Below are 13,884 nucleotides of genomic sequence, written 5' to 3'. Positions count from 1 at the left end.
GCGTAGCGCCGGCGCCGCGGATCAGCGACTGGACCGGTCGACGATGCTTTGCGCCATCTCCAGCGCCTGTTCGAACTCGGACGCCAGATGCGGCGCGCCGGACCCATGCTCCAGCCCCATCTTCGCGATCACGCGAGCGGGCTGCTCCTGCAGGCCCGAAACGATCAACGCGATACCCTGCCGATGGCAGCGATCGGCGAGATTGCGCAGGGCATGCACGCCGCTGGCGTCGATCACGGGCACGAGCCGCATGCGCAGGATCAGCACCCGCGGGGGCTCGAAAAACTGGTCCAGCAGATTGTCCAGGCGATTGGCCGCACCGAAGAACAGTGGCCCGCCGATCTGGTAGGCCTCGACGCCGCGCGGCAGCGCTGCACGCTGGTCGAGATCGCGTTCGTCCGCAGCCGCCGGCCCCAGGTCGTCATCGATCATGCGGATGCCCGAACTCACTTCCACCGCTTCGGCCATGCGGTACATGAAGACGAAGGCCGCCAGCACGATGCCGGCCTGAATCGCGAGGGTCAGGTCGAACACCACCGTCAGCACGAAGGTGAGCAGCAGCACCAGCCGGTCGCCCCAGGGCGCCGACATGGTGTTGCGGAAGCTTTCGGCCTCGCTCATGTTCCAGGCCACCACCAGCAGCACCGCGGCCAGCGCGGCCAGGGGCACGTAGCGCATCAGCGGCGCCAGCAGCAGCATGAACACCAGCAGGAAGCCGGCGTGCAGCATGCCTGCCACCGGCGTGCGTCCACCGGAGCGGATGTTGGTGGCGGTCCGCGCGATCGCGCCGGTGGCGGGCAGCCCGCCGAACAGCGCCGAGCCCACGTTGGCCACCCCCTGCGCGACCAGCTCGCCATTGGAACGATGGCGCCCGCCGGTCATGCCGTCGGCCACCACGGCGGAGAGCAGCGATTCCACGCCCGCGAGGAAGGCGATGGTGAAGGCGCTGGGCAGCAGATCGAAGGTGCGTTCGAAGGGAATGCGCGGGAATTCGAACACCGGCAGCGACGAGGGCAGGTCGCCGAAGCGGCTGCCGATGGTGTCGACCGGCAGCGATACTCCCAGCGCGAGCAGCGTGCAGACGCACAGTGCGATCAGGAAGCCCGGCCAAGTCGGCCGATGCCGGCGCAGCCCGAAGATCACGACCAGGCCAAGCACGGTCAGGCCCAGCGCCGCCGGCTGGGTGCTGGCCAGGTGGCTGCCATAGGCGGACCAGCGCTCGACGAAATCCGCGGGCACCTCGCCCATGCGCAGGCCGAGCGCATCCTTGACCTGGCTGGAGAAGATGCTCACCGCGATGCCCGCGGTGAAGCCGGTGATGACCGGCTGCGGCATGTACTTCATCAGCGTACCGAGCCGCAGCAGTCCGGCCGCGATCAACATCAGGCCGGCCATCAGCGTGCACAGGATGAGCCCGCCGTAGCCGAAGTTCTGGATCACCACGAACACCACCGGGATGAACGCGGCGGTCGGCCCGCCGATCTGCACCCGCGAGCCGCCGAGCAGCGAGATCAGGAAGCCGGCGACGATGGCGGTGTGCAGCCCCTTCTCGGGCGTGGTGCCGCTGGCGATGGCCAGGGCCATGGCCAGGGGCAGGGCCACGACGGCGACGGTCAGACCGGCCACGGCGTCGGCCTTCAGCGTCTGCAGGTCGTAGCCTTCGCGCAGTACGGTGAGCAGCTTGGGCTCGAACATCCGCAGGTAACGGCGGCGGTCGACGCGTGCCATCGCTCAGCCCTCCGGTGACGCCTTCAGTCGAACGCCGCGACCCTGGCCCGTGCTGGGCTGTCCGTTGCCGATCAGCTCGACACCGCAGGCCTCGAGCGCATCCACCACCTTGGTCAGCGTACCCACGACGCCCCGCACCGTGCCGCCGCTGGCTTCCATCCGCTGGATGGTCGGCAACGACACGCCGGACAGTTCGGCCAGACGGCGCTGGTCGATACCGAGCAGGGCGCGCGCCGCCCGCAGCTGCGAAGCGGTGATCATGGGCTGGACCAAAGCATGCCTCATGATGGCATCCGTGCGATGAAGAAGCAATCACCAAACCACATTGGTGATGTTTCATGCATCATGCGCATGTGGGCGCAGGGCCAGCGCCGCAGCCGCGCCAGGCGAGCGAGCGGCGCTCGCGATTTGCCGGCGTACCCGGCCAGCGGTTCGCATGTCGCCCGCGCCTGATCGCACCAGCGGTCCTGCGTGCGCCCGCACGCACGTACATCACATCGCGGCCACGGCGGCTGCCCCAAGGTGCCGGCTCCCACGGAGCGAAGGAACCGGCATGGCAACGCGCGACATCCTCAAGACGCTGCAGGCGGAACACTACCAGTTGCGCGGCCTGTTCGAGGCGATGGAAGCCACCAGCGATCGTGCGACGAAGAAGCGGGCCGAACTGCTGGCCCAGATCGAGGAGAACCTGCTGCCGCATGCGAAGTGGGAGGAGCAGGTCTTCTATCCGATGTTCGCCGAGCGCGCCGACCGCGACGGGCTCAAGACCCACGCCGAAGCGGTGGAAGAGCATCGTGCGGTCGAGCAGACGGTGCTGCCGGACGTGCATGCGGCCGATCTGTCCACGCCGCAGTTCGCCGGGCGGGTCAAGGTCTTCGGCGAGATGATCGACCACCACGCGACGGAGGAAGAGACCACCATGTTCCAGATGGCGCGCAAGCTGTTCAGCGCCAAGGAGCGCTCTGAGCTCGACGTCGCCTACGAAGAGTGGAAGGCCTCGGCGGCGGCGAGCGCTGCCGTGGTCGTGGCCGGGGCCAAGACCGGCGCCAAGGCCGTAGTGCGCAAGGTGACCCGACGACGCTGACGCTCGATGCCGCACGCTCGCGCGTCAACGGATCGAAGCCTGCGAAGCGGCCTACAGCTGGGCACGCCAGCAAGCGCGGCGGCACCGCGCGCCTTCGCACCTTCAACGCTGCAGCGGATGTGGCCGCGCCGGATCCACGTCGCCCGACAGCGTCCACACGATCTCGGCCCCCTCCGGATCGCGGCTGAGGTGGAAATACGCGGGTCGGCCCGGCAGGAACGGCGCCACCGGGCGCGGCTCCGGGGCCGCGTCCGGGGCGGGGAACGGCAGCAGGTAAAGTCCGTCGGCATGGATCACGCGCCGGGCCCGCGCATGCGAGAGGTCGCCGATGTCTTCGACCCTGCCTCCGCGCTCCAGCAGCGGGTCTTCGAAGTCGACGAGCACATCGACCTTCGCCTGCGCCTGTCCCGGCAGCGCCAGGGTCGCGCCGCTGATCAGCAGGTCCGGCCACACCTCGCCGTTCTCCGGCAGCTCCTCGTACGGCCGTCGCGACAGGCCCACGTGCGATCCGGTGGCGATTGCATCGAGCGCGCCCACCAGCGCGAGGAAATTGAGCTTGCGCAGACGCTGCTTGTGCAGGTCGCCTTCGATGCCGCCCGATTCGATCAGCAGCGTGGATACGCCGGCCCCGGCGGTGAGATCGCCGAATGCGCGCGGATTGTAGGTGTCGTCCCACTTGGCGATATGCCCCCCGACATAGGGTTCCAGGACTGCGCGCACGGCGACCGCCAGCTCGATCGCGCGCGCGCGGGCCGGGTCGACGTCGCGGGCCTCGTTGAACGCCGGGGCCAGCAGCGCGATCGCGGTCCCGCGTTCGGAGCCGCCGGCCCGGTAGCCCACCTGCTGGTCGTGCAGGTTGAAGCCGAATGCCGGGCGGACGCGTTCGCGCAGCGCATGCAGCGCCCGCGCCTCGGGCGACACGAGCGCGCGCGCATCGCGGTTGATGTCGATGCCCTGCGCGTTGCGGCGCTGGAAGCGCGCAGCCCCATCGGGATTGACGATCGGCAGGAAGTGCAGGGTCGTGGCCGCGCGCACGCGCTGCACGACGGGATGGGCCGGATGCTCGGCAAGGAAGCGGAAGAGGTCGGCCAGGGCCATGGTCGCGGTACTCTCGTCCCCGTGCATCTGCGACCACAGCAGCACACTGGTGCCGCCGTCGCCCCAGGCCACGTGCCGCAGGGGACGCCCCTGGGCGCTCTGGCCGAGCGGTTCGATGCGGAAGCGCTGGCCTGCAAGCACCGGGTCGACGATGTTCCACCAGTGCTCGGGCTGGAACCGGCGCTCTTCCAGCCCCGGCACGCGGATGCGGGCGTCGTACAGCGCATCGAGTTCCTCCAGCCAGGGCGGCGGTAGCGGCAGGCGGCCTGCAGCTTCAAGTGCGGGCGCCCCCGGCACGGTGTCCGCCGAAAAGGCCGGCAATGCGCCGACGGCGCAGAGCAGCAGTGCGATGAGCTGGCGCATGCGGTGTGTTCCTGCGGAAACGGAGCATGCTCGGAGGCGATGCCGACACTGTCAACGCAAGGATGGGCCGAGGCGCCCGCATCGCATGGATACAGCCCCTCGATCGCGCCGGATCGCGCAAGGCGGGGCGGGGCGCCTTGACGCAGAATCGACGACACCATGTCAACGTAGGCGCAGCCTGCGAGTCCCGGAGTTCCGATGTCGCGATCCCTTCGTTCCAGCACCAGTCTCGCGCTGTGCTCCGCCCTGTTGTTCGCCGGCTGCGCCAGCGGACCGGACGCGGCCCAGGCCCCCGGCGCCAGCACGATCGAGGGCACCATCGCCTCGATCGACACCGCGCCCTGGGCCTACGATGGCCACGCCGTGATCCAGGTCGATGCCGGCCAGCGCGGACGCGTTGCGGTACAGCTGCCGGCGCGATGGAACCTGTGCAGGGCCGCCGCGGTCGACGTGGAGGCGCTTGCGGTCGGGATGCGGGTGATCGCCGTGGGCGCGGAGGCCGCCGACGGCGGGCTGGTGGTCTGCGAGGATGCCGCGCACCGGCTGCAGCCGGCGAACTAGCGCAGCCTCACGAATCGGCGCAGTGGCGGAGTCCGCAACGCTGCATCGTGCCCGGCGCACTGCCTTTCCGGCACGCGATCGCGGAAAATGCCGCGATGACTCCCCCGCGTCTTCCTTGGGCCGGCCGCCTGCTGGCCCTGCTGTGCATCCTGTTGTCCGCGTTCAACCTGCGCACGGCCGTGACCTCGCTCACGCCGCTGCTCGACAGCCTGGGCCAGACCTTCGGTTTCGGTTCGACCATGACCGGCGTGTTCGGCATGGTGCCGACCGCGGCATTCGCCGCCTGCGGCGTGCTGACGCCGCGCCTGGCGCACCGGCTCGGCCTGGAGCGCACCGCGCTGCTGTCGATGCTGCTGGCAACGGCCGGCCTGCTGATCCGCTCGGGCGCCGGCGGCACCGCCGGCCTGCTCGGCGGGTCGATCGTGGCGCTTGCCGGCATGGGGATCGGCAACGTGGTGCTGCCGCCGCTGGTCAAGCGCTATTTTCCGGACCGCGTGGGCACGGTGAGCACGCTCTACATCACCATCCTGCAGCTGGGCACGATGCTGCCCGCGCTGGCGGCGGTGCCCCTGGCGCAGGCCGCGGGCTGGCGCGTGTCGCTGGGCATCTGGTCGCTGCTGGCGGTCGCGGCGGTGCTGTCGTGGCTGGCGGTGCTGTGGCAGGAGCGCCGCCACCGGGGGCTGCTGGCGAGCATCCACGACCGCGCCGTGGCGCCTGGCGACGAGGCGCCGGAACTGTCGCAGCCACGCGCGCGGGGCAGCGTGTGGCGCTCGCCGCTCGCCTGGGGCATGGCCTTCATGTTCGGCATGACCTCGCTGATCACCTACACGATGTTCACCTGGCTGCCGAAGCTGCTGGCCGAATCGGGCGCGAGCGAGGCCTTCGGCGGCGCCATGACCGCGCTGTTCGCCGCGCTGGGCCTGCTGGGCGCCCTGCTGGTGCCGGGCTGGGCGGTGCGGGTGCGCAATCCGTTCCCGCTGGTGCTCGGCTGCGTGCTGGCCTACGCGTGCGCGTTCGCCGGCCTGTGGCTGGCGCCGATGCGATGGCCGGTGCTGTGGGTCGTGCTGCTGGGCCTGGGGCCGACCACGTTCCCGCTCTCGCTCACCCTGATCAACCTGCGCACGCGTACGCCCGGCGGTTCGGCGGCGCTGTCGGGCTTCACCCAGGGCGTCGGCTACACGCTGAGCTGCACCGGGCCGCTGCTGTTCGGCGTGCTGCACGAAGCCACGGGCGCCTGGACCTGGTCGTTCGCCTTCCTGCTGCTGTGCGTGGCGCTGATGCTGGCCGGCGCCTGGCAGGCGTGCCGGCCGCGGATGCTGGAAGACCACTGGTAGCGGGCGGCAGGGCCGCCCACGGCGTGGGTCAGCCGCGCCTGGCGGCCTCGATCGTGGCGATGTCGATCTTGCGCATGTCCATCATCGCCGTGAACGCGCGCCGGGCCGCGGCGCGGTCGGGGTCGACGATGGCCTCGCTCAGCACGCGCGGCGTGATCTGCCAGGACAGGCCCCATCGGTCCTTGCACCAGCCGCAGGCGCTTTCCTGACCGCCGTTGCCGACGATGGCGTCCCACAGGCGGTCGGTTTCGGCCTGGTCCTCGGTGGCGACCTGAAAAGAGAACGCCTCGCTGTGCCGGAACGCCGGGCCGCCATTCAGGCCGAGGCAGGGGATGCCGAGCACCGTGAACTCCACGGTCAGCACGTCGCCTTCTTTCCCGGAGGGGAAGTCGGCTGGCGCGCGATGGACCGCGGTCACCGCGCTGTCGGGGAAGGTTTCGGCGTAGAAGGTGGCCGCGTCCAGGGCCGTGCCGTCGAACCAGAGGCAGATCGTGTTCCTGTTGCTCATTGCTGGGGCTCCGCGTCGGGATTGGGGCGGGAGACGCCTCCCGTCCATGATTTCACGACGAATGGCCGATCCCGGATTCGACACGGTTGCGCGGCGGGATATCCGTCCCGGGGCAGGCGGGCGTCTGGCGCGGGCGAGGCCCGCGGTGCCTGGCCTGCCGCCGCGCGCCTGAGCGCACGGCCTGACGGCGCCGGTCAATCCTGCGGCGTGCCCTGCGCTGCGGCGGCCTTGGCCTCGCGCTCGGCGCGCTTCTTGGCGTCCTTTTCGTCCTGCTTCTTCTTCTTGGCCAGTTCGCGCTGGCGCTTTTCGAATGAATAGTTGGGCTTGGCCACGGGTTCTCCACGGGAAAATGGACGTGCAGTGTCGCATTTTGCGTCCGCGCGGTCGCGGCGGGCGCACACGCGGCCTTGGCGGCCGCGACGCTAGCGTGGGCGGCATGGGCTGGAAATGCCCTCCAAATCCCCCAGGAATCCGTCACGATGAGATCGAGCGCCACCGTCCGCCGCACTCCCGGACCCACGCCCGCGAGCCCGTCCCATGCCTGCACGGAAGGGCCCCATGCCGCGAGATTCCGCGAATTCATCGGCGGCGCGTCCTTCCCCTGCGTGGGCGCCAAGGCTGCGCTGTCGCACGACTCGATCGTGGTCCGCGGGTTTGCCGCGCTGGGCGAGCGCGCGAACGATGCGCCGCTCCTGGACGCGATCGAGGACTTCGCCACCCGGCTGCAGGCCTGGGACGCGCACGACCCGACCCTGCATTCGTTCGCAGCGCTGTTCGATGGCCCTGCCGCAACCGACGAACGCCGCTTCGAGGCTCTGCTGTGGTCGCAGCTGCAGCGCCTGCACGATCTGGATGCGCGCCGGGGCCATGCCTGGGCGCCGGACGTCAGTCCCGATCCGGACGATCCCGCCTTCAGTCTCAGCCTGGTTGGCCATCCGTTCTTCGTGATCGGGCTGCACCCCGGCGCGTCGCGGACCGCACGTCGCTTCGACGTGCCAGCCCTCGTGTTCAACTCGCATCGCCAGTTCGAGCGGCTGCGGGCCGATGGGCGCTACGCGAGAATGCAGAAGGCCACGCGCCGGCGTGACCGCGCCCTGCAGGGCGCCATCAATCCCAACCTGGCCGACTTCGGCGTCGCCAGCGAGGCCCGCCAGTACAGTGGCCGCGCGGTCGAGCCGGAATGGCGCTGCCCGCTTCGCATCAGGCGCGGACGATGAGCGCGGATGTGCAGGCGCCGCCTCCGGCGGACGGGTTCGAGCGGATCCCGCCTTGTTCGGGACGCGCCATCGAGCTGGACACCGGCGACGAGCTGGTCGTGCTCGACCCGATGGGCCAGCAGGTCAGCGACCTCACCGCCTTCGCCCGGGGCGACCACGCCGAATACCTCTCCTCGGGCCGCTCGATCGACTACGCCTCCAAGCTGTGGCTGAGTACGGGCGATGTGCTGTACTCCAACCGTAGCCGACCGATGTTCACCATCGTCGAGGACAGCTGCGGACGCCACGACTTCACCCTGACCCCGTGTTCGAAGCGGATGTTCGAACTGCTGTACGGCGAAGCCGAGGGCCGGCCCGGCTGCGAGGGCAACCTGGCGGCGGCCTTGGCGCCCTACGGAATCGGCATCGACCGCATCCCGATCGCCTTCAATATCTTCATGCACGTGACCGTCGACGCCGACACGGGCGCCATTGCCGTCCGTCCGCCCCTGAGCCGCCCCGGCGACTCCATCCGGCTGCGCGCGCAGATGCCGCTGGTGGTGGCGATGACCGCCTGCTCGGCGGGGCAGTCGAACAATTTCAGCTACAAGCCGATCGACTTCCGGGTCGAGCGCGCCGGCAGCGCGGCGTCTCACCATGGACCGGACTGAGGCGACACGCTGTCCTGGAGATGACTTGCCGGCCTCGTCGGCCCGGCACCGGATCCTTGCCTGGGAGGCTGTATGGGACTGTTGATCGACGGCCAGTGGCACGACCGGTGGTACGACACCCGCGACGGAGAGTTCAAGCGCGAGGAGGCGAGTTTCCGCGACTGGCTCAGCGCGGACGGTGGCCCGGGGCCGGACGGGCAGCGCGGACACCGCGCCGAGCCTGGACGTTTCCGCCTGTACGTGAGCTACGCCTGCCCCTGGGCGCACCGCACCCTGATCGTGCGTGCACTCAAGGGGCTGCAGGACCTGGTGCCGGTGTCGGTTGTCCACTGGCGCATGCGCGAGCATGGCTGGACCTTCGAACCGGGGCCGGGCGTCACTGCCGATCCGGTTCTGGGGGCGGACTACCTGTACCAGCTCTACGCGCGTGCCAGGCCGGGAATGAGCGGTCGGGTGACGGTGCCGATGCTCTGGGACCAGGAGACCGGGGCGATCGTCAGCAACGAGTCGTCCGAGATCATCCGCATGTTCAACGATGCCTACGACGGCTTCGGCGCGCGTGCCGGCGACTACTATCCGAAGCCGCTGCGGGCCGGCATCGACGAGATCAACGCGCGGGTGTATCCGGAAGTGAACAACGGGGTCTATCGCGCGGGCTTCGCCACCACCCAGCGGGCCTACGAAGCGGCGGTGCGACCGCTGTTCGAGGCGCTGGACTGGCTGGAATCACGACTGTCGGACAAGGACTGGCTGGTGGGCGAGCGCCTGACGGAGGCCGACATCCGCCTCTTCACCACGCTGGTGCGTTTCGACGCCGTCTACCACGGGCACTTCAAGTGCAACCTGCGCCGCATCGCGGACTATCCCGCCCTGAGCGCCTTCCTGGTGCGGATGATGGCCATGCCCGAAGTGGCGGACAGCGTCCACATGGACCATATCAAGCGCCACTATTACGAGAGCCATCGCAACATCAATCCCACTGGCGTGGTGCCAATGGGTCCGCTGCAGCCGATCCCTGCAGGCGCGCCTCGCGATCGCTGAGGAGCGGGCTGCGCTTCTGCCAGGCCACGCCCAGCCCCCAACGACCGAGGCACGCGATGCCTTCATCGCGCGAGGCACTGGTGCCCGCACGGCATCGCAACGCGCAGCAGGGCGCCCTGGCCGATTGTTCCTTCCGCACCTGACCGATACCCTGTCGGACAGTTCCGGAACCAGGTGATGGCATGCACAGACGACAGTTCCTTGGCAGCGCGGCGCTGGCAGCGCTCGCGGTGTCGCTGCCGGGCGGTTCCACGATGGCGGCCTCGTCTCCTGCGCGTCTGCTGCCAAGGCCGCTGGCCCGCGGCGACACCGTGGCCCTGGTCAGTCCATCCGCCGCGACGGACGAGCGGCTCAGCCTGCAGCTGTCGCGCGAGGTGATGGAAGCGCTGGGCTTCCGGGTCAAGACCGGCCGCCATTACGACGCGCGGCGCGGTCATCTGGCTGGTGCCGACGAGGCGCGCGCGGCCGACCTCAATGCGGCGTTCGCCGACGACGAAGTCAAGGCCGTGATCTGCGTGCGTGGCGGCTCGGGCGCGGCGCGGGTGCTGCCGCTGCTCGACTACGACGCGATCCGCGCCAACCCCAAGGTGCTGCTCGGCTACTCGGACATCACCGCCCTGCACAACGCGATCCTCGCACGGACCGGGCTGGTGACCTTCCACGGCCCCAACGGCACGGGCAGCTGGAACCGCTTCAACTCCGAGCAGTTCGAGCGCGTGTTCTTCGGGCGCGAACTGATGGACTACCGCAACCCGGTTGAGGCGGGCGACGAGCTGGTGCCGCGTCGCAACCGCACCCTCACCATCGCCGGCGGCAAGGCGCGCGGCGAACTGGTCGGCGGCAACCTCACGGTGCTGACCGCATTGGCCGGATCGCCTTACCTGCCGGATTTCAGCGGCAAGATCCTGTTCCTCGAAGACGTTGCGGAGGCGCCGTACCGGATCGACCGCATGTTGAGCACGCTCAAGCTGATGGGCGCGCTCGACCGCATCGCTGGCTTCGTCTTCGGCGAATGCACCGACTGCGACCCGGGCGATGGCTATGGTTCGCTGACCCTCGACGAGATCTTCGACGACCACATCAAGCCGCTGGGCATCCCTGCCTATCGCGGCGCGATGATCGGACACATCCCGAGGCAGTTCATCGTGCCGGTGGGGGGCAGGGTGGAGATGGACGCCGATGCGGGCAGCTTCCGGCTGCTCGATCCGGTTTTCCAGGCCTGAGTCGCCGTATCGCAGGCCGATGCGTGCCGGGCTTGACCCGGCGCACACGGGGCAGCACGAATCATGGCGCGTACCGGTTTTCCCGCGCCGGCATCGCCATCTGTCCTGGAGCCTGCATGCACGAGTTCATCCCGACCGCGGACGACGTCATCGCCCTCAGCATCAGCCACGAGGTCGCCAGTGCCGATCTGGAGGCGATGCTCGATCGCCTGGAAGCCAGGCTGGAGCGCCACGGACAGGTGCATGTGTTCGTGGAAACACGTTCCATCGACGGCATCGCGCTGTCAGGCCTGGGCGCGCACACCGCACGCGCCATGCCCCTGCTGGGTAAGCTGGCGAAGTTCGGCCGGATCGCGGTCGTGGCCGACCAGAGCTGGATCCGTGCCGCAACGCGCCTCGAGAGCGCGATGTTGCCGCTGGTGAGCTACCGCGTGTTCAAGCCGGAACAGCGCGAGCATGCGCTGGAGTGGGTCAAGAACGGTTGAGACATCGCCACGACGGCAGGTGCACGGCAGTCGCGACGACTGCCAGGCCTTCGCCACGTCATCCGCGCGGGAAATGCTCCAATGGCGTCCTGGGCCGATTAGGGAACCCGCGGGCTAGGGTGCCTGCGGGTCGGAAGCCGCCTCCACGCCTTCTCCGGCCACCGCGCCCGCCGCGGCATCCTGCACGGCGCCCTGCGCTGGCATTGGCGCATCCCCGGGCATCGGCCCCGACGCCGCCGCGCCATCGCGCGTGACCCGCCAGATCGTATTGGACAGATCGTCGGCTACGATCAGCGCGCCGCGCGGGTCGACGGTGACGCCCACCGGGCGGCCACGCGCGGTCTTCGATTCCTCGTCCAGGAAGCCGGTGAGGAAGTCCACCGGGTCGCCCGCGGGTCGGCCATCGCGGAACGGTACGAACACCACCTTGTAGCCGACCGGGTCTGCCCGGTTCCAGCTGCCGTGCATGCCCACGAAAGCGCCATCGGCGAACTCCGGGCCCATCGCCGGCGATGAGAAATCCACGCCGAGCGCGGCCACGTGCGAACCCAGCGCATAGTCGGGGACGATCGCCGAGGCGACCTTGTCCGGATCCTGTGGCCGCACGCGGTCGTCCACGTTGCCGCCCCAGTAGCTGTAGGGCCAGCCGTAGAAGCCGCCTTCGCGTACCGAGGTGAGGTAGTCGGGCACCAGGTCCGGGCCGATCTCGTCGCGCTCGTTCACCACGGCCCACAGCTGGCCGCTGCCCGGCTGGATCGCCAGGGCGGTGGGATTGCGTAGGCCGGTGGCGTAGGTGCGATGCATGCCACTGGCCGCATCGATTTCCCACACCACGGCCCGATCGACCTCGGCGCTCATGCCGCGCTCGGTGATGTTGCTGTTGGAGCCGATCCCCACGTAGAGCTGGCGCCCGTCGGCACTGGCGGTCATCGCCTTGGTCCAGTGGTGGTTGATCTCCGAAGGCAGCTGCGTAAGCGTTTCCGGTTCGCCCTGCGCGCGCGTCTGTCCCGGCTGGTAGTCGAACCGCACCACTGCATCCTGGTTGGCGACGAACAGGTCGCTGCCCACCAGCGCCAGCCCATAGGGCGCATCCAGGTTCTCGGCGAAGACCGTCTGCAGTTCGTACTCGCCGTCGCCGTCCGCGTCGCGAAGCAGGGTGAGGCGGTTGCCGCTGGGTACCGAGGTGGTGCCACGCGCCTTGATCACCCCGGCGATCACGTCCTTGGGCTTGAGCTTGGGCGCATTGCCGCCGCGTCCCTCGGCCACGAGGATGTCGCCATTGGGCAGCAGCAGGGTCTGACGCGGGATCCCGAGGCCGGTGGCGATGGCGCGGACGCTGAACCCGGCCGGCGCGACCGGCAGACGGTCGCCCCATTCGACCGGCTTGGCGATCGTCATGTTCGGCAGCAATCCGCGATGCGGCTGCGGCAGTTCCGGCGCCGTGCCGTACTGGCGTTCGATCGGCCCCGGTTCGGCGTTGCAGGCCGCCAGTGCGACGGCCAGCAGGGCGAGGGCAGCGGGACGGAAGGGGTGATGCAGCCTCGTCATGTGCGGACTCCCGTGCGAGAGGCGTGAAAACCGATGCACACCGCGGCCGCGAACAGCAGGGTGCCGATGACCGACAGCACCAGCCCACCCGGCATGCCGGCCCAGGCATCGCGGGCGTGCATGAGGGCGTTGAAGAACTGCACGATCCACGCGGCCGCCAGCACCAGCAGGTAGGCCATCGGGCCAGGGCCCCGGGCCCGGTTGCGCACGACGCCCGCCAGCGCGAAGACCAGGGTCACTGCGCCCAGCACCAGTCCGCCTGCGATCAGCCAGGACGCGAAGTTGTTCCACTGGATTTCGTAGCTGCGCGCATAGGCGATGTCGCTCGACAGGGCGCCGGCGAACAGCCAGAACGCGCCGGCAAGAAACACCGCGTGCAGCGGATGCAGCACTGCAGGAGGGCGGGGGTCGGCGATGACGGCCATGCAGGACTCCGAGGCGAGGGGAGGGCACACGCCGGTGCAGCCCTGGGCCACGTCGCGGGGGCTTCCCCCGGCCGGCTGGGATGCGGTGGCGGCGTTTTTCAGATCGCGGGATGGAGGCACTCTAATGGCCACGTTGTGCATGGCAGGTGGACACCATGCGCGTGCGCGCGCAGGCCGGCCGCGGCTGGCCGTCTCCGATCGTCATCTCGCCGCGCGCAGATCCGGGGGCCGCCCCGGCGCCGGCCATCCGCATGCCGCCGCCCTGTGCTAATGTCGCCGGCTTGAGGGGTTCGCAGTGCAGGCGCCCATGCCGGGCAAGGCAGCCGGGCCGGCGCCGGCGCCTGGAAGCCGGAGCGTCCAGGACTGTCTTTACCGGGGAGGGAAGATGTCGAAGCTGATCGGATTGATGAGAAGGCTGGGGAGCGATGCCGCGCTGGCCGAGGAATACGCCCGCGACCCCGATACGGTGCTGCAGCGTGCCGGACTGACCGAGGCGGAGCGCAAGGCGATGTCCGAACGCGATTACGGCGCGATCAAGCGGCTCACGGGCCTGCAGGACGGCAGGTTCGCGACGAACCACATCATCAAGCTCTACGAGGAATAGCGCCGCTGCGCGGTG

16 protein-coding genes are annotated in these 13,884 nt (G+C 69.7%); 9 read left to right on the top strand and 7 right to left on the bottom strand.

The window, feature by feature from the left end; translation table 11 throughout:
- Nucleotides 1–21 precede the first annotated feature (21 nt).
- Nucleotides 22–1,728: a SulP family inorganic anion transporter gene (locus ACQYVW_RS01355; protein WP_434932754.1), complete on the bottom strand. Its 1,707-nt coding sequence runs from the start codon at nt 1,726–1,728 to the stop codon at nt 22–24.
- A gap of 3 nt (nt 1,729–1,731) precedes the next feature.
- Entirely contained in the window at nt 1,732–2,013 is a 282-nt protein-coding gene (locus tag ACQYVW_RS01350; RefSeq protein WP_434945798.1) for a helix-turn-helix domain-containing protein, read from the bottom strand.
- A gap of 268 nt (nt 2,014–2,281) precedes the next feature.
- Here ACQYVW_RS01350 and ACQYVW_RS01345 point away from each other — a divergent pair, with 268 nt between their 5' ends.
- Nucleotides 2,282–2,812: a hemerythrin domain-containing protein gene (locus ACQYVW_RS01345; RefSeq protein ID WP_434945797.1), complete on the top strand. Its 531-nt coding sequence runs from the start codon at nt 2,282–2,284 to the stop codon at nt 2,810–2,812.
- Nucleotides 2,813–2,914: 102 nt separating this feature from the next.
- On the opposite strand, the gene ACQYVW_RS01340 is transcribed toward ACQYVW_RS01345, so the two are convergent.
- Nucleotides 2,915–4,273, bottom strand: a complete 1,359-nt coding sequence (locus ACQYVW_RS01340) for a M14 family zinc carboxypeptidase (RefSeq protein WP_434945796.1) — start codon at nt 4,271–4,273, stop codon at nt 2,915–2,917.
- A 198-nt stretch (nt 4,274–4,471) separates the two neighbouring features.
- Between ACQYVW_RS01340 and ACQYVW_RS01335 the strand changes: the two genes are divergently transcribed.
- Both ACQYVW_RS01335 and ACQYVW_RS01330 read left to right on the top strand, forming a co-directional pair.
- A complete protein-coding gene (locus ACQYVW_RS01335; RefSeq protein ID WP_434932750.1) occupies nt 4,472–4,834 on the top strand; it encodes a hypothetical protein in 363 nt (120 codons plus the stop codon).
- A 95-nt stretch (nt 4,835–4,929) separates the two neighbouring features.
- The gene (locus ACQYVW_RS01330; RefSeq protein WP_434932749.1) at nt 4,930–6,168 is read left to right on the top strand and encodes a CynX/NimT family MFS transporter; all 1,239 of its coding nucleotides are present in this window, start codon (nt 4,930–4,932) and stop codon (nt 6,166–6,168) included.
- Between the two features lie 28 nt (nt 6,169–6,196).
- Here the strand turns inward: ACQYVW_RS01330 and ACQYVW_RS01325 are convergent, their stop codons facing one another.
- Nucleotides 6,197–6,676, bottom strand: coding sequence for a VOC family protein (locus ACQYVW_RS01325; RefSeq protein WP_434932748.1), 480 nt, complete (start codon nt 6,674–6,676; stop codon nt 6,197–6,199).
- Nucleotides 6,677–6,870: 194 nt separating this feature from the next.
- The gene (locus ACQYVW_RS01320) at nt 6,871–7,008 is read right to left on the bottom strand and encodes a hypothetical protein (RefSeq protein ID WP_434932747.1); all 138 of its coding nucleotides are present in this window, start codon (nt 7,006–7,008) and stop codon (nt 6,871–6,873) included.
- Between the two features lie 147 nt (nt 7,009–7,155).
- On the opposite strand from ACQYVW_RS01320, the gene gntA reads away from it, so the two are divergent.
- From gntA to ACQYVW_RS01295, 5 genes are all read left to right on the top strand, one after another.
- Nucleotides 7,156–7,893 (top strand): guanitoxin biosynthesis heme-dependent pre-guanitoxin N-hydroxylase GntA, encoded by a 738-nt coding sequence (gene gntA, locus ACQYVW_RS01315; protein ID WP_434945795.1) that lies wholly within the window; start codon nt 7,156–7,158, stop codon nt 7,891–7,893.
- Nucleotides 7,890–8,543 (top strand): DUF1989 domain-containing protein, encoded by a 654-nt coding sequence (locus ACQYVW_RS01310; protein ID WP_434945794.1) that lies wholly within the window; start codon nt 7,890–7,892, stop codon nt 8,541–8,543. The genes gntA and ACQYVW_RS01310 overlap by 4 nt, the downstream gene beginning before the upstream one ends.
- Nucleotides 8,544–8,615: 72 nt before the next feature.
- Complete coding sequence (locus ACQYVW_RS01305) at nt 8,616–9,584, top strand: glutathione S-transferase family protein (RefSeq protein WP_434945793.1); 969 nt, start codon at nt 8,616–8,618, stop codon at nt 9,582–9,584.
- A 182-nt stretch (nt 9,585–9,766) separates the two neighbouring features.
- Entirely contained in the window at nt 9,767–10,807 is a 1,041-nt protein-coding gene (locus ACQYVW_RS01300) for a S66 peptidase family protein (RefSeq protein WP_434945792.1), read from the top strand.
- 116 nt (nt 10,808–10,923) lie between these two features.
- On the top strand, nt 10,924–11,292 hold the full coding sequence (locus ACQYVW_RS01295; RefSeq protein ID WP_434945791.1) for a SpoIIAA family protein: 369 nt from the start codon (nt 10,924–10,926) through the stop codon (nt 11,290–11,292).
- 114 nt (nt 11,293–11,406) lie between these two features.
- Here ACQYVW_RS01295 and ACQYVW_RS01290 read toward each other — a convergent pair whose 3' ends face one another.
- Nucleotides 11,407–12,840 (bottom strand): PQQ-dependent sugar dehydrogenase, encoded by a 1,434-nt coding sequence (locus ACQYVW_RS01290; RefSeq protein WP_434945790.1) that lies wholly within the window; start codon nt 12,838–12,840, stop codon nt 11,407–11,409.
- The gene (locus ACQYVW_RS01285) at nt 12,837–13,265 is read right to left on the bottom strand and encodes a DUF2231 domain-containing protein (protein WP_434945789.1); all 429 of its coding nucleotides are present in this window, start codon (nt 13,263–13,265) and stop codon (nt 12,837–12,839) included. The genes ACQYVW_RS01290 and ACQYVW_RS01285 overlap by 4 nt, the downstream gene beginning before the upstream one ends.
- Before the next feature lie 385 nt (nt 13,266–13,650).
- On the opposite strand from ACQYVW_RS01285, the gene ACQYVW_RS01280 reads away from it, so the two are divergent.
- Complete coding sequence (locus ACQYVW_RS01280; RefSeq protein ID WP_434932740.1) at nt 13,651–13,869, top strand: hypothetical protein; 219 nt, start codon at nt 13,651–13,653, stop codon at nt 13,867–13,869.
- Nucleotides 13,870–13,884: the final 15 nt, after the last annotated feature.

The organism is Luteimonas campi, assembly GCF_051162505.1.
GTDB lineage: Bacteria > Pseudomonadota > Gammaproteobacteria > Xanthomonadales > Xanthomonadaceae > Luteimonas.
This window is presented reverse-complemented; position numbering and strand designations above follow the sequence as displayed.